The sequence below is a fragment of the Kosakonia pseudosacchari genome (assembly GCF_015167415.1).
In the GTDB taxonomy this organism is placed as follows: Bacteria; Pseudomonadota; Gammaproteobacteria; order Enterobacterales; family Enterobacteriaceae; genus Kosakonia; species Kosakonia pseudosacchari.
On record NZ_CP063425.1, the window covers coordinates 2,317,349 to 2,338,970 of the forward strand.

General features: G+C 56.6%; 13 protein-coding genes and 1 pseudogene. 8 read left to right on the forward strand and 6 right to left on the reverse strand.

Annotation, left to right across the window (positions count from 1 at the left end):
* Positions 1 to 25: 25 nt before the first annotated feature.
* From nifK to nifH, 3 genes are read right to left on the reverse strand one after another with little or no spacing between them, the layout of a single operon-like run.
* Positions 26 to 1,588, reverse strand: a complete 1,563-nt coding sequence (nifK, locus tag IP581_RS10915; protein ID WP_086869120.1) for a nitrogenase molybdenum-iron protein subunit beta — start codon at positions 1,586 to 1,588, stop codon at positions 26 to 28.
* A gap of 55 nt (positions 1,589 to 1,643) precedes the next feature.
* A complete protein-coding gene (nifD, locus tag IP581_RS10920; protein ID WP_017456750.1) occupies positions 1,644 to 3,092 on the reverse strand; it encodes a nitrogenase molybdenum-iron protein alpha chain in 1,449 nt (482 codons plus the stop codon).
* Between the two features lie 16 nt (positions 3,093 to 3,108).
* Entirely contained in the window at positions 3,109 to 3,990 is an 882-nt protein-coding gene (gene nifH, locus IP581_RS10925; RefSeq protein WP_017456751.1) for a nitrogenase iron protein, read from the reverse strand.
* A gap of 369 nt (positions 3,991 to 4,359) precedes the next feature.
* On the opposite strand from nifH, the gene nifJ reads away from it, so the two are divergent.
* From nifJ to IP581_RS10940, 3 genes and pseudogenes are all read left to right on the forward strand, one after another.
* Positions 4,360 to 7,872, forward strand: coding sequence for a pyruvate:ferredoxin (flavodoxin) oxidoreductase (gene nifJ, locus IP581_RS10930; RefSeq protein ID WP_193822539.1), 3,513 nt, complete (start codon positions 4,360 to 4,362; stop codon positions 7,870 to 7,872).
* 188 nt (positions 7,873 to 8,060) lie between these two features.
* Positions 8,061 to 8,558, forward strand: a complete 498-nt coding sequence (locus tag IP581_RS10935) for a cupin domain-containing protein (RefSeq protein WP_193822540.1) — start codon at positions 8,061 to 8,063, stop codon at positions 8,556 to 8,558.
* A 258-nt stretch (positions 8,559 to 8,816) separates the two neighbouring features.
* A pseudogene (locus IP581_RS10940) lies at positions 8,817 to 10,996 on the forward strand (RHS repeat-associated core domain-containing protein); the annotation flags it as partial.
* Between the two features lie 821 nt (positions 10,997 to 11,817).
* Here IP581_RS10940 and IP581_RS10945 read toward each other — a convergent pair.
* Complete coding sequence (locus IP581_RS10945) at positions 11,818 to 12,546, reverse strand: metallophosphoesterase (RefSeq protein WP_193822541.1); 729 nt, start codon at positions 12,544 to 12,546, stop codon at positions 11,818 to 11,820.
* A gap of 153 nt (positions 12,547 to 12,699) precedes the next feature.
* Here IP581_RS10945 and IP581_RS10950 point away from each other — a divergent pair, with 153 nt between their 5' ends.
* Positions 12,700 to 13,305 carry a hypothetical protein gene (locus tag IP581_RS10950; RefSeq protein WP_193822542.1) on the forward strand — a complete coding sequence of 202 codons (606 nt, stop codon included), beginning with the start codon at positions 12,700 to 12,702 and terminating at the stop codon, positions 13,303 to 13,305.
* Here IP581_RS10950 and IP581_RS10955 read toward each other — a convergent pair whose 3' ends face one another.
* Entirely contained in the window at positions 13,306 to 14,208 is a 903-nt protein-coding gene (locus IP581_RS10955) for a LysR family transcriptional regulator (protein WP_193822543.1), read from the reverse strand.
* Positions 14,209 to 14,309: 101 nt separating this feature from the next.
* Between IP581_RS10955 and IP581_RS10960 the strand changes: the two genes are divergently transcribed.
* Positions 14,310 to 15,134: an SDR family oxidoreductase gene (locus IP581_RS10960; protein ID WP_193822544.1), complete on the forward strand. Its 825-nt coding sequence runs from the start codon at positions 14,310 to 14,312 to the stop codon at positions 15,132 to 15,134.
* Here the strand turns inward: IP581_RS10960 and IP581_RS10965 are convergent.
* Entirely contained in the window at positions 15,131 to 16,072 is a 942-nt protein-coding gene (locus IP581_RS10965; protein WP_193822545.1) for a zinc-dependent alcohol dehydrogenase family protein, read from the reverse strand. The genes IP581_RS10960 and IP581_RS10965 overlap by 4 nt on opposite strands.
* A 45-nt stretch (positions 16,073 to 16,117) precedes the next feature.
* Here IP581_RS10965 and bla point away from each other — a divergent pair, with 45 nt between their 5' ends.
* The 3 genes from bla to treY all read left to right on the forward strand — a co-directional run bounded on the left by bla (position 16,118) and on the right by treY (position 21,578).
* On the forward strand, positions 16,118 to 16,987 hold the full coding sequence (gene bla, locus IP581_RS10970) for a class A beta-lactamase (RefSeq protein WP_193822546.1): 870 nt from the start codon (positions 16,118 to 16,120) through the stop codon (positions 16,985 to 16,987).
* Positions 16,988 to 17,283: 296 nt separating this feature from the next.
* Positions 17,284 to 19,071 carry a malto-oligosyltrehalose trehalohydrolase gene (gene treZ, locus IP581_RS10975; protein ID WP_193822547.1) on the forward strand — a complete coding sequence of 596 codons (1,788 nt, stop codon included), beginning with the start codon at positions 17,284 to 17,286 and terminating at the stop codon, positions 19,069 to 19,071.
* Positions 19,068 to 21,578 carry a malto-oligosyltrehalose synthase gene (treY, locus tag IP581_RS10980; protein WP_193822548.1) on the forward strand — a complete coding sequence of 837 codons (2,511 nt, stop codon included), beginning with the start codon at positions 19,068 to 19,070 and terminating at the stop codon, positions 21,576 to 21,578. Before treZ ends, treY begins: the two co-directional genes overlap by 4 nt.
* Positions 21,579 to 21,622 lie beyond the last annotated feature (44 nt).

The following is a 21,622-nucleotide window of genomic DNA, read 5'->3' on the forward strand; positions in this document are numbered from 1 at the left end:
CCGCGTGGCGCGGGGCGTTTGATGGTTAACGGATAAGATCGAAGCTGTAGTCGGTTTTGCCGAGCTTGATGGTCTCTTTGTCCACTTTCTCCAGTACCGCATTCACCAGCGTCGTGAGAATGCTCATCGCGCCCTCGTAGCCCCAGGTGGTCTGGCGGTGCAGATGGTGACGGTCGAACAGCGGAAAACCGAGGCGGATCAGCGGGACTTCAAACTGTTCGCCCTTGGCTAAGGTGTCGCGCTGAATAAACTTGGCGTAGGAGTTGCCAATCATAAAATCCGGCTGGCGGGTGAACATCAGCGAGCGGAAATGCCACAAGTCGCAGTTGATAAACACTTCGCTCTCCTGGCCGTACGGTGAAGCATCGAGCATTTTCTTCATCGCTTTTTGCCAGCGTTTGTTACCGTTATGGCAGAGGATGACGGCAGGTTCGCAGCCCAGTTCCAGCAGGAAGCGGGTCAATCCCATGACAAAATCCGGATCGCCAAACAGACCGAATTTTTTACCGTGCAGCCAGGTGTGGGAGTCGAGCATCATATCGACCAGCCGCCCGCGCTCCAGCGCCAGCGAATCGGGAATGGCTTTGCCGGTTAACTGGCTAATCGCCATCAACAGTTCGTCTGTGCCTGCCAGTCCGACGGGAATGGCAACCTCGGTGGCGGGCTGATTCCACATCTCCTGCACCACTTTTTTGCTTTTCACCAGCTGCCACGGTTGCAGCAGCAGGGTGTCGATGGCGTCTGGTGCCTCGCGCATCTCTTGCTGCGTCGTCCCGCCCGCGTACATCTGGTAATGGCCATTGGCGGGGGTGTCCAGCACCTCCGACGGATCGGAGAGCACACTCGCCTGTACCTCCATTTGTTCCATCATGCGTTTCAGCACGCGGAAATTGCCAAGATAGGTTTCAAACCCGGTCACCAGGTTCAGGCGGGAAAGTTTACCGGGCTGTGGCTGATGGTTTGCGGTAAAGGTACGGGCAAAACCTTCAAACATGTTGTCCCAGCCGGTGATATGGCTACCGATAAAACTGGGGGTGTGGGCGTAGGGCACGGGGATGGCGGCATCGAGAAAACCATCTTTTTTGGCGTTGGCGATAAAAGCCTGCAAGTCATCACCGATCACTTCCGCCATACAGGTGGTAGAGACGGCGATAATCTCCGGTTTATACAGTGCGCTGGCGTTTTGTAACCCGGTGTTGAGGTTGTTATTCCCGCCGAACACGGCCGCGTCTTCCGTCATCGAATCCGACACGCAGGCCACCGGTTCTTTGAAGTGGCGGTTAAAGTACGTACGGAAATAGGCCACACAACCCTGTGAACCGTGCACATACGGCAGGGTGTTGGCAAACCCCAGCGAACAGAGCACCGCCCCCAGCGGCTGGCAGGCTTTTGCCGGGTCGATAGTCAGCGCTTCGCGTTTGAAGTTCAGCGCTTCGTATTCCGGGGTGGTGGTCCATTGAAACACTTCCTGCACCCGCTCCGGCGAGTGCGCCTCTTCGAGTGCCCGTTTACCGGCAAATAGTGTCTGGTAGGCGTCCTGTTCAAACAGGGGATGGCAATTCTGTATTTTCTCAGCAGTCTGGCTCATGGTGTTCTCCTCCCGCGCCACAAATCGGTGAACAGACGGGATAACAGGATAAAAATCAGGCGGATTTCAGCCAAGGCGCGGTCAACTGACCCCAGGCGGGGTTGTTGAGCGTCATATCCATATCGCGGGCGAAGATGGCGAAGCCGTCATAGCCGTGGTACGGGCCGGAGTAATCCCAGGAGTGCATCTGGCGAAACGGCACGCCCATTTTCTGAAAGATGTACTTCTCTTTGATGCCGGAACCGATGAGATCCGGTTTCAGCGCGTTGACAAACGCCTCCAGCTCATAGCTGCTGGCGTCATCAAACAGCAGCGTGCCCTCTTTCAGATCCGGCAGGGTGCGGTCGTAATCGTCGTTATGACCAAACTCATAACCGGCGGCGATGATCTCCATTCCCAGATCTTCATAGGCGCCAATCACATGGCGCGGACGCAGCCCGCCCATATAGAGCAACACTTTGCGACCCTCCAGACGTGGGCGATATTTGGCGATAATGGCGTCGTTCTGCGCCTGGTATCGGGCGATCACCGCTTCGGCGTTGGCGCGAATGGTATCGTCGAACAGGTCGGCGATTTTGCGCAGCGATTCCGCGATTTTCGTCGGGCCAAAGAAGTTGTATTCCATCCATGGAATACCGTGCTTCTCCTCCATATGGCGCGAGATGTAGTTCATCGAGCGGTAGCAGTGCACCAGGTTCAGTTTGACGAACGGCGTGTTTTCCATCTCCACCAGCGTACCGTCGCCGGACCACTGCGCGACCACCCGCAACCCCATCTCTTCGAGCAAAATGCGCGAGGCCCAGGCATCACCACCGATGTTGTAATCGCCGATGATCGCCACATCGTAAGGGGTGGATTCAAACGGTTTGCCTTCGCGGTTATCCAGCACCCAGTCGCGGATCACATCGTTGGCAATATGGTGACCGAGGGATTGCGACACGCCGCGAAAGCCTTCGCAACGCACCGGAATAACCGGTTTGTTGATGGCTTTGCGGCTGGCGTTCGCCACGGCCTCAATATCATCGCCAATCAGGCCGACCGGGCATTCCGACTGAATCGAAATGCCTTTGGTCAGCGGAAACAGTTCTTCCAGCTCTTCAATCAGTTTGGCGAGCTTTTTGTCGCCGCCAAACACGATGTCACGCTCCTGAAAATCGGAGGTGAAGTTGAGCGTGCCGAAACTGTCCACGCCGCTGACGCCGGTATAGTAGTTACGCCGCCCGGCTCGGGAGTACTGCCCGCAGCCGATCGGGCCGTGGGAGATATGCGCCATATCTTTGATTGGCCCAAATACCACCCCTTTTGATCCGGCATACGAGCAGCCACGCACGGTCATCACGCCCGGCTGCGATTTGCGGTTAGAGATGATGCACTTGCCGACGCTCTCCTGCTCCGGGTCCGTCACCATCATGTGTTTTCTGCGCTCTTTGCGCGTCTTTTCCGGGAAAACCTCCAGCACTTGCTCGATGATTTCCAGGTTACGTTCGCCTGTTGCATTGCTCATGGATGTGCTCCTGTGGTCAGACGGCGTTTTCTTCGGCGGCGGTTTTACCAATGATGCTGGCGTCTTCCACATCCATAATGCCGAACTCCATCAGCAGTTCTTCCAGTTCATCCATGGTGCAGGGGGTTGGTACCACCATTTTGGTGTTGTTGACGATTTTGCTGGCAAGGCTGCGATATTCGTTGGCCTGATTGCAGGTCGGGTCATATTCGATAACCGTCATACGGCGAATTTCCGCACGCTGCACAATGTTGTCGCGGGGAACAAAGTGGATCATTTGCGTGCCGAGTTTTTCCGCCAGCGCAATGATGAGTTCATCTTCGCGGTCGGTCTGGCGCGAGTTACAAATCAGCCCGCCGAGGCGCACTTTACCGGATTTGGCATATTTCACGATGCCTTTGGAGATGTTATTGGCGGCGTACATCGCCATCATTTCGCCGGAGCAAACGATGTAGATCTCCTGCGCTTTGTTTTCACGAATCGGCATGGCGAAACCACCGCATACCACGTCGCCCAGCACGTCGTAGAAAACAAAATCCAGATCCGGCACGTAAGCGCCTTCTTCTTCGAGGAAGTTAATCGCGGTGATCACGCCACGACCGGCACAGCCCACACCTGGCTCCGGGCCACCGGATTCCGCGCAGCGCACGCCGCCGTAACCGATTTGCAGCACGTCTTCTAATTCCAGGTCTTCGACGGAGCCGACTTCGGCGGCCATCTCCATAATGGTGTTCTGCGCTTTCGCATGCAGGATCAAACGCGTGGAGTCGGCTTTCGGATCGCAGCCGACAATCATGACTTTCTTACCCATCTCCGCCAGCGCGGCGACCAGGTTCTGTGTGGTGGTCGATTTACCGATCCCACCTTTGCCGTAAATGGCGCATTGACGCATGGTCATGGTGTTTCTCCTGTTGGTTATGTGTTTGCCACATCACCTTGTGCAGGGAACATACCAGCCATGCCATATTGGTTAATGTTTTGATTCTTATGGGTTTACTGTTTTGTCGCGGCGAAGGGAAGGAACAAAGAGTTCACAATCACCTGACCAATTGTACGAAACAGCACAATTCTGTTTGCGGCTAACGCCTGTACTGCAAGGCGTGACACTTTGTCGGCAGTTCAACAAGCTGTCGCGTCCGCTGTCTTATTCCCCGCAATCCCTTTCCGGCTCCGGTCACTAATTGCTTGTATTAAATAAAAAAACTGAGATGGCACAGGCTGTGCAATAGCGAGGGCATTATCACCTCTTAGAACCGAGGAACGAGCAATGTCCGGAAAGATGAAAACGATGGATGGCAACGCAGCGGCAGCCTGGATCTCCTATGCCTTTACCGATGTCGCGGCGATTTACCCCATTACGCCCTCCACGCCGATGGCGGAAAACGTCGATGAGTGGGCGGCGGCGGGTAAAAAAAACCTGTTTGGCCAGCCGGTGCGTTTAATGGAGATGCAGTCGGAAGCGGGGGCGGCAGGCGCGGTACACGGCGCGCTGCAGGCCGGGGCGCTCACCACCACCTACACCGCGTCGCAGGGATTGTTATTGATGATCCCTAATCTGTACAAAATCGCCGGTGAACTGCTGCCCGGCGTGTTTCACGTGAGCGCGAGGGCGCTGGCGACAAATTCGCTGAACATTTTTGGCGACCACCAGGATGTGATGGCGGTGCGCCAGTGCGGCTGCGCGATGCTGGCTGAGAGCAATGTCCAGCAGGTGATGGATCTCTCGGCGGTGGCGCATCTGTCGGCAATCAAAGGTCGTGTGCCGTTTATCAACTTTTTCGACGGGTTTCGTACGTCACACGAGATCCAGAAAATCGAGGTGCTGGAGTATGACGAACTGGCGCCGCTGCTGGATAACGATGCGCTGAACCACTTTCGCCGCAATGCGCTGAACCCGGAACATCCGGTGATCCGCGGGACGGCGCAAAACCCGGATATCTACTTCCAGGCACGCGAAGCGGCTAACCGCTATTACGATGCCTTGCCGGAAATTGTCGAAAACTATATGGCGGAGATCTTTGCCCTTACCGGGCGGGAATACCATTTATTTGATTACTACGGCGCGGAAGATGCTGAACAAATTATTGTGGCGATGGGGTCGGTGTGCGACACCATTTCGGATGTCGTGGACGCCCTTTGCGACAGCGGTGAAAAAGTCGGCCTGCTGACGGTGCATCTGTTTCGCCCGTTTTCGCTGGCGCATTTCTTTGCCCGGATCCCGCCCAGCGTGAAACGCATCGCGGTGCTCGATCGCACCAAAGAGCCGGGTGCGCAGGCCGAGCCGTTATGTCTGGATGTGAAAAATGCCTTTTACCACCATGATAACGCGCCGTTAATTGTCGGCGGGCGCTACGGGCTGGGCGGTAAAGATGTGCTGCCGGGGGATATTGTCTCGGTGTTTGAAAACCTGAAAAAACCGCTGCCAAAAGATGGCTTTACGCTGGGTATTTATGACGACATCACCCACACATCGCTGCCGCTGCCTGCCTGGGACGTAGAGGTTTCACGCGAGGGGATCACCGCCTGTAAATTCTGGGGTCTGGGATCGGATGGCACCGTCAGCGCCAATAAGAGTGCGATTAAGATAATCGGTGACAACACGCCGATGTATGCGCAGGCCTATTTTGCCTATGACTCGAAAAAATCCGGCGGCATTACCGTATCGCATCTGCGTTTTGGCGAACGCCCCATCACCTCGCCCTATCTGATTAATAAAGCTGATTTTATTGCCTGCTCACAGCAATCGTATGTCGATAAATATGATCTGCTGGAGGGGTTAAACCCCGGCGGGACATTTCTGCTCAACTGTACCTGGTTTGGCGAAGAGCTGGAGGCACGGCTGCCTAATGCGATGAAGCGCTACATTGCCCGCCAGGGCGTGCGCTTTTATACCCTCAACGCGGTGGACATCGCCCGCAGGCTGGGGCTGGGCGGGCGTTTTAATATGCTGATGCAGGCGGCGTTTTTTAAACTGGCAGGCATTATCGAACCGCAAACGGCGTCGGCTTATCTGAAGCAGGCCGTCGAGAAATCTTACGGGCGCAAAGGCCAGAAAGTGGTGGATATGAACAATGCCGCCATCGATCTCGGCATGGAGGCGCTGCAGGAGGTGATGGTGCCGGAGCGCTGGGCATGGCTGGAAGATAATGCCAGCGAGGATAAGCGCCTGATGCCGGACTTCATTCGCGATATCCTTGAGCCCATGAATCGCCAGTGCGGCGACAAACTGCCGGTCAGTGCTTTTATTGGCCGGGAAGATGGCACCTTCCCGCCCGGCACCGCCGCCTGGGAGAAACGCGGTATCGCCCTGCAGGTGCCGGTCTGGAACCCTGAAGGCTGCACCCAGTGCAATCAATGTGCGTTTATTTGCCCGCATGCGGCGGTGCGCCCGGCACTGCTGGACGAGGCCGAACGGCAAGCCGCGCCGCCTGCGCTGTTGAGCAAACCGGCGCAGGGAGCGAAAGGGTATGAATACCATCTGGCGATTTCGCCGCTGGACTGCTCCGGGTGCGGTAACTGCGCGGATATCTGCCCGGCAAAAGGCAAGGCGCTGACCATGCAACCCCTGGAGAGCCAGCGGGCGATGGTGCCTGTCTGGGATCACGCGTTAGGTTTATCGCCCAAAACCAATCCCTTCAGCAAAACCACCGTCAAAGGCAGCCAGTTTGAGACGCCGCTGCTGGAGTTTTCCGGCGCGTGCGCCGGGTGCGGAGAGACGCCGTATGCACGGCTGGTCACGCAACTGTTTGGCGACCGGATGATGATCGCCAATGCCACAGGCTGTTCGTCAATCTGGGGAGCCAGCGCACCGTCCATTCCGTGGACAACAAACCATAAAGGCCAGGGACCGGCGTGGGCGAACTCGTTGTTTGAAGATAACGCCGAGTATGGCCTTGGCATGATGCTGGGCGGTCGCGCAATACGCGAACAGATCGCCAGCGATGCGCAAAAAGCGCTGGCGTTACCGCTCGGTGCCGATCTTGAGCAGGCGCTGCGCCAGTGGCTGGAGCATAAAGATCTTGGCGACGGGACGCAGGCGCGCGCCGGGCAGCTCAGCGCGTTACTTGAACAGCAGAAGGGCGATGATCCGCTGCTCAACCGGCTCTATCAAAACCGCGACTATTTCGCCAAACGATCGCAGTGGATTTTTGGCGGCGACGGCTGGGCGTATGACATTGGCTTCGGCGGACTGGATCACGTGCTGGCTTCCGGTGAGGATGTCAATGTTCTGGTGTTTGATACCGAGGTTTACTCCAATACCGGCGGGCAGTCGTCAAAATCCACCCCTGCGGCCGCCATCGCCAGATTTGCCGCTGAAGGCAAGCGTACGCGCAAAAAAGATCTCGGCATGATGGCGGTTAACTACGGCAATGTGTATGTCGCGCAGGTGGCGATGGGCGCGGATAAAGCCCAGACATTGCGGGCGCTTGCCGAGGCGGAAGCCTGGCCGGGGCCGTCGCTGGTGATTGCCTATGCCGCGTGCATCAACCACGGGTTAAAAACCGGTATGGGATGCAGTATGCGTGAGGCGAAACGGGCGGTCGACGCGGGGTACTGGCATTTATGGCGTCATAACCCGCAACTGCTGGAAAAAGGGAAAAACCCGTTTATTCTCGACTCCGACGAGCCGGAAGAGGATTTTCGCGAGTTTCTGCTCGGCGAAGTGCGCTATGCCTCGCTCGAACGCATCTCACCTTCACTGGCTGAGCAACTGTTTGCACAAACTGAACAGGATGCGAAGCAGCGTTTTGCCCACTATCAGCGGCTGGCGGGAGAGTAAGACGATAAAGCCCGGCGGCGGCACGTCTGCCGGGCTGATATACACCCGCAGCAGGGGTTGCGGATAACGCAGACAACATTTTCCTGCCTGCACGCGTTGGCAGATTGTGCATGCGATATTGGCCGCACAAATTGACAGGCAGAAGGGGCGTTTCAATACTGAACAGGAACCCTTTACCGGAACTGTTTATGAACGACAACACCCCGCCTGCGTTTGTGATCCGCAATTTTAACCACATCGACATGGAAAACTTCGTGCGCCCGCCACTGTATGAATCGCTCGGCGGCTCGCTGACCAAAGGCACCCTCGCCAGTAAACTCGGCGCGTCGGTCGATATTTTGCCGCCGGGCAAACGCGCCTGTCCGTTTCATCTTCATCACGCGCAGGAAGAGATGTTTATTGTGCTGAACGGCAACGGTACGTTGCGCATCGGCGCTGAAGCGCGGCCCATCCAGGAAGGGGATGTTATCTGCATTCCGCCAGGCAAAGCGTGGCCGCACCAGATTATCAATACCTCCGATCAGCCGCTGCGTTACCTCTCGATTAGCACCATGGAAAGCCCGGAAATCTGCGAATACCCGGACGCCGATAAATTTCTGGCGAGAGCACGCACAAATGGCCGGGATGATTTCCGGCGCGTCGATTTTCGCGGCGAAGGCGTGGATTACTGGGAAGGTGAGCCGTGAAAACAGGCGACGCTTACTCCGTATAGCGAGGCTCCCCTGGCGCTCATGGTTGAGCCATTTCACGATGATGAAAGGTATTCGTGGCCTGTGAGAGCAGTGAATTATCTGTTTTCTTAAGGCAAACCTTGTCGTTATGGCAATCAGCTTCGCCCTTTTCGCCGTGTGTTCTAACGCTGGTTATTCAGACGCGGTAATCCTGCTGGCGACCGATTTGCCCTGTAAAAGCTCACGTTGACATAACGTAAACAGGAGAAACCAATGAGCGCATCCCTGTGTAATCGAACGCCAATGGTGTCAGTCTTTGACAACTGCGGGCGAACCGTGCGTGATATTGCTTATTATCGCCATCCCGACCGACCAGACGAAAATGATGAGCGAATTACCCGCCATCGCTACGATGCTCGTGGTAATTTGGCACGAAGCGCCGATCCACGCCTGTATGACGAGGGAGTGGCGAACATAACCTATCGCAACGATCTTGGCGGGCACATCTTATGCACCCAGAGCGTTGATGCGGGTACTACCGTGACGCTTAGCGACGCCGCCAACCGGCCGTTTATCGAGATAAGAAATATCCGTATTACTGGCGATGGATTGGAGGAGAGAAGCGAGGCAGTGACCTGTGTCTGGCAGTATGAAGACGCCGGATTACCGGGTCGTTTATTGAGCATGCGGGAACAGATAAATGGTGGCATTGCCTGTATAACTGAGCGGCGGGTATATGCGGGTGACACCGACGCAGAGAAAAAATGGAACCTGGCCGGCGAATGCATCTGCCACTACACCCCTGCCGGTCTGGTTCAGACTGAGAGCATATCCCTGACGGGGGTCTCACTTTCCGTTACCCGCAGGTTGCTGAATAATGCCGACAACCCGGAAATGGTTGCTGACTGGCAAGGTGAAGATTCTGCGGTGTGGAACGAGAAGCTCAGTGAAGAAAGATTCACCACGCTGACCACGACGGACGCCACGGGCGAGTGGCTAACGTCCACCGATGCAAAAGGCAATCAGCAGCGAGTAGCCTATGACAAAGCGGGACAACTATCCGGTAGCTGGCTGAAGCTAAAGGACGGTACGGAATGGGTCATCGTGAAAAATATTACCTACTCTGCTGCGGGGCAGAAACTGCGAGAAGAACAGGGTAATGGCGTGGTGGTCACCTATAGTTATGAACCAGAAACATTACGTCTCATCGCGGTTAAAACGGAACGCCCGGCAGGCCACGCTTCCGGTGCGAAGGTGTTGCAAGATCTTCGCTATGAATATGACCCGGTGGGCAATGTGCTGGTCGTGCATAACGATGCTGAAGAGACACGTTTCTGGCGTAATCAAAAAGTGGTGCCCGACAACGTCTATATTTACGACAGTCTTTACCAGTTGGTCAGTGCCAGCGGACGCGAGATGGCAACCGCGAACCCATCAGGCCGCAGCTTACCCTCCGTGATGATCCCCATTCCTGCCGACAGTTCTGCATTCTCCAGTTACACGCGCACTTACACTTATGACAGGGCAGGCAATATGACGCAGATCCGTCATATTGCACCCATGACAAACAATAGCTATACAACGGATATTACTGTCAGCAATCGCAGCAACCGGGCGGTGGCCAACAGTCTTGCTGAAAACCCAACAGACGTGGAAGCACTGTTTACTGCCGGCGGGCAGCAGAAACAGTTGTGGCCCGGTCAGTATCTGAGCTGGACAACGCGCAACGAACTCCTGAAATGCTCATCTGTGGTGCGTGACGATGGCGATGATGATCAGGAAAACTACCGTTATGAAGCTGATAGTCACCGCGTGCTTAAAATCAGTTTGCAGAAAACAAACACCAGCACCTTGATGCGACAGGTCATTTACCTGCCATGCCTGGAGCTGAGAACCAAAACAAACGTAGCAGTGAGCTTGAAAATTTGCAGGTTATTACTGCAAGGGAGGCGGGACGCGCGCAGACGCGGATTCTCTATTGGGAGAGCGGTGCACCCGATGATATTAGCCATGTGCAGGTGCGTTACAGCTACGATAATCTCACAGGCAGCAGCCTGCTTGAGCTGGACGGCGAGGGTAATATCATCAGTATGGAAGCGTTCTATCCCTACGGGGGGACAGCAATCTGGAGCGCCCGTAGCGTGACAGAAGCAGAATACAAAACCGTGCGGTACTCAGGTAAAGAGCGTGATGCGACCGGGCTGTATAATTTTGGCTACCGGTATTATCAGCCGTGGTTGGGGCGTTGGCTTTCGGCAGATCCGTCGGGAAATCTCGATGGACTTAATATGTTCCGCATGGTGCGAAACAATCCTGTTACGTTAAGCGATCCGGATGGACGAAAACCCGTGCTGGGTAATCTTTTTCAGTCACTACGAAAATCATCCTCGCCTAAAGCTGTTAAAGCCGAAACAAACAAACCAGCGATTGACGAGCCTGTTTATGCACCAAATATAAAAAGCAGAAGAGGGCAAATCGAGCAACAGTATCAGCAAGCAAAAGCAGGTAATAAAGGTAACTGGCTTGAAGCCTATCAGCGTCAGGTTCGGGGGCAGCTATTGACGTCTGTATCAATGCCGCCGCCTGCCTCCTTTTCCAGTGAAAGTACCTCTTTATCAGAAAGTTATGCGAGCAATCAGCGGGCAGGCAGGCCACTTTCCGATGTGGCCAATAACGCGGTTTCTGAGCCGGGAATTGCTGGCGACAAATATATTAAAAATATTGGTTCTGAACCATTAAGTATTAGTGAAATGAGAAAGCATTATAGTCAGGGGGTAATTTCTTATATCAACATATCCAACAGCGAAGAAAATGCTAATGAGAAAATAAGTCAGCTCATACGTGAGCATAAATCCCTCAGAAAACATAATGAATATTTGTTCGCTCTATCTGAAAGTGCTGGGTTGAGAATAATGGAAAGAGGACGGTTATATTCAAATATAAATGAGCATGTCTTTCATCATAATAATATATATTTAACCAGAATGGATATTCTGAGTGCGGGTACCCTGTTTGTGGAAAATAATAAGATTTCGATCACTAATTTTTCCGGCCACTATAAGCCATCCGGGGAATCGCTGACGCATATTCATGATTTTTTATTACGTCGCGGTGTTCGTCCTCAGCAGTTTGAAATTGCAAGCTATAAATTCAATGGCTGATGTTGTGGGTCAATAAATAAGTACGGGGTGTCAGAATGCGTACCCGACAGGAAAATGTAGCGTGAAAAAGTGGCGGGTCGGCATGATGACCCGCCAGCATCTCCTCGCTGGTGCTACAGGTTGACAAAATGGCTGACGCGGGTATCACCGCGCAGTTCGTGAATAAGCAGCGCAGGCGGATCGCTTGCCACCGGGATGTGCTGAGCATTGAGCATCAGCGGGTTCGCCGGGCAGATGGAGCCACACAGATAAGCCGGGATCCCGGCAAAGGTGGCGGACATCGCGCGGTGGACGTGGCCGGCGCACAGCGCCAGCGGCGGGTGCGGTAAACTCGCCAGCAGTTGTGCCAGCACTTCACCGCCCTCGCACATGGCGTTATCCAGCGGAGCAATGCCGCTCGGGAAAAGATGCTGGTGCAAAAAGACCATCGCTGGCTGCGGCTGTGCTCGTAGCACTGCTTCCAGCCAGCGCAGATGTGGGCGAATATCGCCCCGGCTTTCACCCGCTACCGTCACGTCCACGCCAATCACCGGCACGTTATTCACGTGCTCATGGAAATGTAGCGCGTCGCGTGCAGAGCGGTGCGCAAACGCGGCCAGATTTTCACACATCACGGTTTTATCATCGGCATTGCCCGGCAGGATCAGTGAGCGACACGCCAGGCGCTGTAATGCGCTGTCAATGGCGCGATAGCCTGCGCTCCAGCCGTTATCGGTTAAATCCCCGCTCACCACCAGCAGATCGGGATTGAGCGCAAGCAACCAGTCGATGGCGCGCTGCAGGCGCTGAAGGTTGTCATTCTCCGGCGCGGCATGAATATCGCTCAGTTGGGCAATCAGCATTCTCTCTCCGGTTTATCCGTGTCCCCCGTCAAAGCGTAGCCTAATCAGGCGCGCCGCAGAAACGGCATAAGTGACTGCATTGATGGTGAAAAAGGTCATCTGGTTTTATTATCTGCCGAAAGCTGACTCACCAGCGTCTTTGCGGACAATCACATGTCATACCGGGCTTATTTTCTTTACCTTGAGCATTCCGCCCATGAAGCGGGCGATTTCATTGATGCGGCGGATGTTGAGTGGCCGCCGGAAGGCGAGCTTACCGAAATCGACGTCAATCCCTTCGGGCGGCGCGGCGCGTTCCGGCGCAAAGTTGTTATCTGCCAGGATAATAAAGTCGTGATGGTGCTGCGCGTGTTTGTGGGCGTCGATGAGCTTGGTTACCTGCTGGAACTCTGTTTCTGCCACACCCTGAGTAATGCGCATACGGTGGCGTTTATTTGCGGTCAGCATGTGCATCTGTTTGATATCGCGTCGCGCCGTACGACAAGCGATTTTCTGCGCGATTATGTGGTGCAAATGTGCCCGTTGCCGGAGTATGCCGATACGCTGACAGACGATTTCTTTGTGACCACGATGCAAAACGTTTTTCTGGTCAATGTGCATACCGGCGTGGTCTGGACGTCGCCGCAATGCGGGTATGACTGCGTGCTGGTTCACCGGATAGCAGATGGTGTGGTATATGGCACCGGCGACTGGGATCCGCCGGACGGCAGGCGCGATTTCCGCCTGGATCTGCGCACCGGGCAGGTACTTGACGACTGATTACAACACCGCTTCGTTGGCCTCGCGAATGGCGGCGATAAACGCCTTCAACGTCGCCGGTATTTGCCGGTGACCGGAATAATAGAGACACAAACCGGCAATCGGCGGGCTGAACGGCGACAGCACCTGTTGCGCCAGCCCATTATTGATGGCCTCGCGGGCGTAGGGTTCGGGAACATAAGCAATGCCTAAGCCTTTTATCACCGCGTCGACCATCAGCGCGCTGTTATCCAGGCATAAATTGCCGGGCACATTAAGCGTCAGCGGCTTGCCCTGTTGCACAAACTCCCAGCGATAGCGTTTTCCGCTCGGCAAACGCTGGGCGATACAGCGATGCTGTAAAAGATCCGCCGGGTTTTGCGGTACACCTGCGTTGTTGAGATAGTGCGGCGAGGCGATGGCGATAAAGCGGATCGGCCCGCCGAAGGGCACCGCGATCATATCGAGCGGTACGGATTCCGCCAGCCGTACGCCCGCATCAAACCCTTCGGCGACGATATCCACCAGCCGGCCTTCGGTCACAATATCCAGCACCACCTGCGGATGCGCCTGTAAAAAGCTGTCAAACACGTGCGCCAGCAGCCAGCGCGCGCCACCTTCATTGGCGTTAATGCGCAGCGTGCCATGCAACTCCTGCGGGCGAAAACGGGTGGCATCCAGTGCTGTATCTAACTGGTTGAGCAGGGGATCAATGCGCTGCAACAACGCCGCGCCTTCTTCCGTCAGCGAGACACTGCGGGTTGTGCGGTGTAGCAGGCGCACGCCAAGCTGGCTTTCCAGCCCGCGCATGGCGTGGCTGAGCGAGGAACGGGATACACCCAGTTCATTGGCGGCTTGTTGAAAGCTGCGGTGCCGGGCGACCAGCAGGAACGCTTTTAAATCTGCGAGGCTGACATTCTTCATTGTTGAGTATTTTTCACCGCTGCATGCCGATTGGTGCGTCTTATCATAGCAGTGTCGCTTGCTTACGCTATCCACTTACCGGAAAACATGTGGAGGCAATAATGACGACATGGCTGATTACCGGCGCTTCGTCCGGGCTGGGATTGTTGATGACGCAAACACTGCTGGCACGCGGTGATCGCGTGGTGGCCTGCGTGCGGCGTGCGGACGCGCTGAGCGCATTACAGGCGCACTATCCGTCGCGGCTGCATGTCAGCTGTTTTGATATGACCGACAGCGCGGCACTGCGTCGTGCAGTGGACGCCGCGTTTACCACCAGTGGTGTGATTGAACGGGTGGTAAGCAATGCCGGATACGGCTTGTTTGGCGCGGCGGAAGAGGTGAGCGATGCGCAAATCGAGCGGCAGATCGCTACCAATCTTACCGGATCCATCCAGTTAGTCCGTGCCGTGCTGCCGTGGCTTCGCGCGCAGCAAGGCGGGCGGATTGTGCAGGTCTCTTCTGAGGGCGGTCAGGTAGCCTATCCCAATTTCAGCCTTTACCATGCCAGCAAATGGGGGATTGAAGGCTATCTGGAATCGGTGGCGCAGGAGGTGAAACCGTTTGGTGTCGATATTGTGATTGCCGAACCTGGCCCGACGCAAACCGGTTTCGGTGCCGGGCTCGATCACGCCACGCCGCTCGCCGTCTATGACAATACGCCTGCGGGCGAGGTGCGCCGGGGAATTGCCAACGGCAGTTTTGATATAAAAGGCGACGCCCAACGCACAGTTGATGCGATTATCGCGGCGGCAGACGCACCCACGCCACCGTTCAGAGTGCCGCTGGGCAGCCTTGCCTGGGAGCACCTGGTGGCCTCGCTCCGTGCCCGATTAGCGGAAATCGAACGCCAGCGTGAGGTAGCGTATTCCGCCGACAGGGATTAAAACGCCAGCAGCGGTTTGGCTATCCGGCCTGGTGTCTGGTACAGCGTGATAGCCTGCCGCCACTGCTGAAAATCCATCAATGTCACCTCGCTCACGGGCGTGGCGCACAGCCTCTCCCAGAGCGTACAAAACACCTGCTGCCACTCCTCTGCCGTCATCGCATCGAGATAGTTACGCACATGGAACCAGTGAACAGCGGGTAAGCGCCGCCGGATGCTGAACGGCTGCCCGGATAGCAAACCGTAGCTGATCAATTGCCCCGTTTCAGGCATCGATTGCAGCAACATGTCTGCCAGTGTGCCGCCGGTCGCGTCATAAATAACACCCGCTTTGCCCGCCGCCTGTGTGATGGCGGCGCTGTCCGTATCGGCCAGCGGGATCACGCCGCTGGCCGCCAGACGACGGGCGTGAATGGCGGAACGATAAATGCCGGTCACGCTTTTCGCCCCCTGAAGCCTGGCCCACTGCGCCAGGTAAGCGGCGCAGTCAGAACCCGCCGCGGTGACCAGCACATGCTGGCCGTGAGCCGGGTAATGTTCCAGCATCATCTGTGCGGCCAGCGGGTTGATGTAGGCGCGGGCGGCGAGCGTATCGTCTATGTCATCCGGCACCGGCACAGCCAGCTCCGCCGGGCAATCAACATACTGCTGCCAGGTTCCCTGACCGCGCAGCGGCAAGACGCGTTTTCCCAGCAGATGCGCGTCTGATTCCGTCGTTTCTGTGACCACGCCAACGCCTTCATAACCTGCGATAGTGGGCAGGGTGATACGGTGGCGGTAGGCACCGGTTACCGGGATCAAATCCGAGGCATTCACCGGCGCAAGGCGCATCCTGACGCGAACCAGTCCTGCCGGAAGCGGTGCCAGGACGCTGGTTTCAGCGTGCAGAACAGTCTGCGGTTCGCCGAAATTTCTGTACACTAACGCGGTGTTATACATGATGTCCACTTGTGATGTTGCTCTGTTTGAACAAGGATTATACCTATGTTTTTCCCAGTAAAATCAATCTGTTCTTTACTGTTGTTGAGCGCGTTTGCCGCCAGCGCCGCCAACATTGATAACGCCACTTTGACGGCGGTGGCCCGCCTGCAGGAAGAACGCCTGGGTGCCCGCATCGGCATTGCGGTGATCGATACCGCCAGCGGTGAGACGGTGAGCTATCGCGGCGATGAGCGTTTTCCGCTTAACAGCACCCACAAAGCGCTGCTGTGCGGCGCGTTGCTGAGCAAGGTCGATAAAGGCGAACTGGCGTTAAATGAGACTACCCAGTTTGCCCAAAGCGAGCTGGTGACCTGGTCGCCAGTGACCAGCAAGTTTGTTGCGCCTGCCTCGATGAGCTGGCAGCAACTGTGCAGCGCGGCAATCACTGAAAGTGACAACACGGCGGCAAATCTGCTGGCGAAAAAGCTGGGCGGACCGGCAGCGGTGACGCGTTTCTTCGCTGATTCAGGTGACAGTGTCACGCGACTCGATCGCGCCGAACCTGAACTCAACAGCGCCGTGCCGGGCGATGTGCGTGATACCACCACGCCGCTTGCCGTCAGCCACACGCTGCAAAAACTGGCGCTGGGCAGTGCGCTGACTCCCGCTTCGCGCGCACAGCTGGTGCAGTGGATGAAAGAGGATAAAGTTGCCGGTGCGCTGCTGCGTTCCACATTGCCAAAAGGCTGGATGATTGGCGATAAAACCGGAGCAGGCGGCTATGGTTCGCGCTCGATTATCAGTATTGTCTGGCCGAAAAAAGGCGCGCCTCGTATCGTATCTATTTATATAACGGATACTAAAGCGACAATGGCGCAAAGTAATGACGCCATCGCCCGTATCGGTAAAGCCATATTCAGTGCGACCAAATAATGAAAAAGGCAGAGGAAATACCTCTGCCGCTAATATGAGTTAAATAACTTTCTGCCCCAAATTACCCGCGCGCCGGGCATGGTGACGATCGCCTGTCTGGCGCATTTATGTCACGACCAGACCGTTTGTGCGCTTTGGTCGCGGCGTGATGACTTAACGCCAGCGTGGTGTCAGAGAAACATCAGCAATAACCCACTTACCGCCCGGTATGCGTGAGCATCGTCGGGCGGCCCGCCAATGGCTTTGCAGATTATCGACTATGATTGTTCTTCGTGACATCGTGGAGAGGTAATTGCATGGCGTCGAAATCGTTTTGTAAAAGCTGGGGAGCCGAATACCTCGCGAATGGTCGCGTGCGTTTTCGGTTATGGGCCACCGGGCAGCAGCACGTTTCACTGCGTTTACCGGCTGGCGAACTGCCAATGCAACGCCTTGATGACGGCTGGTTTGAACTGACCGTCGAAAATATCGCCGTGGGTACGGCGTACCAGTTTGTCCTGAATAATGGTATGGCGGTTCCCGATCCTGCCTCGCGCGCGCAGGTCGCCGACGTGAACGGCCCTTCGCTGGTCATCGATCCGGATCATTACGTCTGGCAGCACCCGCAGTGGCAGGGCCGCCCGTGGGAAGAATCGGTGGTCTATGAACTGCACATCGGGACATTTACCCCGCAGGGGACGTTTCGCGCGGCGATGGAAAAATTGCCGTACCTCGCGCAACTCGGCATCACGATGATAGAAGTGATGCCCGTCTCCCAGTTTGGCGGCAATCGCGGCTGGGGCTATGACGGCGTGCTGCTCTATGCGCCACACTCGGCGTACGGTACGCCGGATGATTTTAAAGCGTTTATCGACGCGGCTCATGGCTACGGTCTTTCCGTGGTGCTGGATATTGTGCTCAACCACTTTGGCCCGGAAGGCAACTACTTGCCCGCGCTGTCGCCGGATTTTTTCCACGCCGAACGCCAGACGCCGTGGGGGCCTGGCATCGCTTATGACGTTGACGCGGTGCGGCGTTATATCGTTGAAGCACCGCTCTACTGGCTCAACGAATACAACCTGGACGGACTGCGGTTTGATGCCATCGACCAGATTGAAGACAGTTCGACGCCGCACGTGCTGGTAGAGATTGCCGAACGTATTCGCGCGGAGATCACCGACAGGCCGGTACATCTGACCACCGAAGATTGCCGCAACATTATCGCGCTGCATCCGCGCGAGCCGGACGGTCGTGTGCCGCTGTTTACCGCCGAGTGGAACGACGATCTGCACAATGCTGCGCATGTGTTTGCCACCGGCGAAACCCATGCCTATTACCAGGATTTTGCGGATAAGCCCGAAGTGTGGCTGGCGCGCGCGTTAACGGAAGGGTTCGCGTTTCAGGGGGAAGTTGCGCCCTCAACGGGTGAAACCCGCGGCGTGGACAGCCGCAATCAGCCGCCGGTGGCGTTTGTCGATTTTATCCAGAACCACGATCAGACCGGCAACCGTGCGCAGGGCGAGCGGCTCATCACGCTGGCGGGCGAGGAGAGAACGCGCGTGCTGCTCGGCGCGCTGCTCTTTTCCCCGCATATTCCGCTGCTGTTTATGGGCGAAGAGTATGGCGAAACCCATCCTTTTCTCTTCTTTACCGATTTTCATGGCGATCTGGCGCGCGCGGTGCGTGAAGGGCGTGCGCGGGAGTTCCAGGGCCATGCCGGACATGAAGGGGAAGCCGTTCCCGATCCGAACGCGCCTGACACCTTTACCCGTTCGCAACTTGACTGGGCGAAAACGCAGCGGGAGAGCGGTCAGCGCTGGCTGACGCAAACCCGCGACTGGCTGACGCTGCGCCAGAAATATGTTGTGCCGCTACTGGCTCATGCGCAGCGGCAAAATGGCGACGTGATCGCCACCGCGCCGGGGTTTATCGCGGTGCGCTGGCGCTTCGCGCAAGGGACATTATCGCTGGCGCTCAATATTGGCGAGACGTCGCAACCGTTGCCGGATCTACCCGGTAAAACGCTGGCGGCGTGGCCGCGCGGACAGGATGATTTGCCGCCGAATGCGTTCATTGTTCGTCTGGCTTTGGGAGAGGGAATGTGAATACGCCAACCGCGACTTATCGCTTGCAGTTTCGTAACGGAATGACGTTTGATCGCGCTGCGGCGCTGGTTCCGTACCTTAAACACCTTGGCATCAGCCACCTTTACGCTTCGCCCATTTTTACCGCCGCCAGCGGTTCAACCCATGGTTATGACGTCACCAACGCGAATGAGATCGATCCCACGCTTGGCGGGCGCGACGGCTTTGACCGGCTGGTGAGGGCGTTAAAAAATGCCGGGCTGGGGTTGATTCTGGATATTGTGCCAAACCATATGGCCGCCTCGCTGGAAAACGCCTGGTGGCGCGATGTGATAGCCAAAGGCGAAAAAAGTCCGTATGCCCACCATTTCGACATCGACTGGTCGCGGCGGCTGACGCTGCCTTTTCTCGGCGATGATTTTGACATTGTGCTGGCGAACGGCGAGCTGGCGATCAAAGCCGATCCGCTGACCGGCGAACCGGCGCTGGCCTATTACGATAATTTTTATCCGCTGGTGGCAGAAAGCTGGCAAGGGCGTGAGCAGGCGCTCATTGGCGAGACCGATCGCACGTTGATAGCCGAACTGCATGCGCAGCAGCCCTGGCGTTTGATGAGCTGGCGCGATGCGGCGAATGATCTCTCGTACCGGCGTTTTTTTGAAATCACCGGCCTGGTTGGCGTGCGCGTGGAAGATGAGGCGGTGTTTGATGACGCGCACCGGCTGATCCTGGAACTGGTACACAGCGGCGCGGTGGACGGTTTACGTATCGATCATATTGACGGGCTGGCCGATCCGCAGGGGTATCTGACGCGCTTGCGTCAGAAAGTGGGCGCTGAGTGTTACCTCACGGTGGAGAAGATCCTCGGCAAAGGCGAGCATCTTCCGGCAGACTGGCCAGTTTCCGGTACCACCGGATATGAATTTATCGCCGCGCTGTCGGATGTGCTGGTGGATGACGCTCAGCTCAACAACCTGCGCAAAGCCTACGACAGCGTTGCCGGGCGGCGCGTGGATATGCGCGAGGAGTTGCGTGCCGCCAAACTGTTGATGGTCGATCGTAACTTTAACGGCGAATTCAACGTGCTGGTGTCGCTGGCGCTCACCATTGGTCACGCGGAAATCCCGGTGCCACAGGAGGACGCGGTGCGCCAGGCGTTGCGCGAACTGCTGATCGCTTTCCCGGTTTATCGCACTTATGGCACGGAACAGGGGCTACCGGCGGCTGACGCCGCGCTGTTAAACAAGGTGGTGGAGAGCGTTCAGCGCAGTCCGTATGCGCCGGACGCTGCCGCGCTCGATTTTGTGCGCCGCATTTTAGTGGGCGATGTGGCGAAAAGCGCGCTCAGCGCGGCGGCACGTTTTCGCACCCGTTTTCAGCAGCTCACCGGGCCGCTGATGGCGAAATCCGTCGAAGATACGCTCTTTTTCCGCCAGCATGTTGATCTGGCGCTTAACGAAGTCGGCGCCGAGCCACTACCGCGTACCTTTTCGCTCGATCGTTTCCACGCGGAGATGCAAACCCGGCTTGAGCGCCAGCCGGACGCGCTTTCCGGCACTTCGACCCATGACACCAAACGCGGGGAAGATGCCAGAGCGCGGCTCTACACCCTGACGGAAGCGCCCGAGCGCTGGGCCGATTGCGTGGCGCGCTGGCGGCAGATGAACCATAGCAAAGTGCAACTGCTGGACGATGGTCACGCGCCGCGACCGATGGTGGCGTGGATGATTTACCAGGCGCTGGCGGGTGTCTGGCCGGTCAACTTACAGGCCGATGACGTGGACGGTTTGCGCGCGCTGGAAGAGCGGTTTGTGGCGTTTGTCGAAAAAGCGCTGCGCGAAGCGAAGCAGCGCACCGACTGGATCGAGACTAACGATGCCTATGAACAGGCGGTGCTCGATTACGTGCGGCATTTGTTGTCGCCGGACAACCACGTGTTCTTAACCGATTTTACCGCCTCGCTGCAGCCGTTTATCCGCGCCGGACTGGTCAATAGCCTGACGCAAACAGTGATCAAACTGACGGCACCCGGCGTGCCGGATATTTATCAGGGCAGCGAAGCGCTCAATTTTAGTCTGGTCGATCCGGATAACCGGCTGGAGCCGGATTACGCCGAGCTGGAACGCTTGCTGGTCGACGAAGAGCAGGCCGATCCGCATTCGCAGGAGAGCTGGTCGAGCGGGCAATTAAAGCAATTTTTCATCTACCGGCTGCTGCATTTACGCCAGCAGATGCCGTCGTTGTTCCGCCGGGGGGCCTATCTGCCCTTGACCGTTGCGGGTGAAGAGGCAGAGCATCTGATCGCCTTTGCGCGTGTGGAAAAACAGGATGCGTTAATTGTGCTCGCCCCGCGTCTGCTGTTCGATGCCATCGACGGCAGCCTGGCGGGCGCCAATATTGCCTTGCCGCCGGAACTGGCGAATCGGCGTTACCGGGACATACTCAGTTCAGAGGAGGTTTTTCTCACCGACAAAGTGAACCTGCGCTCGATAGGCGGTTTCACCTTTGCGGTACTGGTCAGTGCGTGATTGCAAAAAAAAGGGTGCGGTTCATCAATCGTGATGTCTGGTGA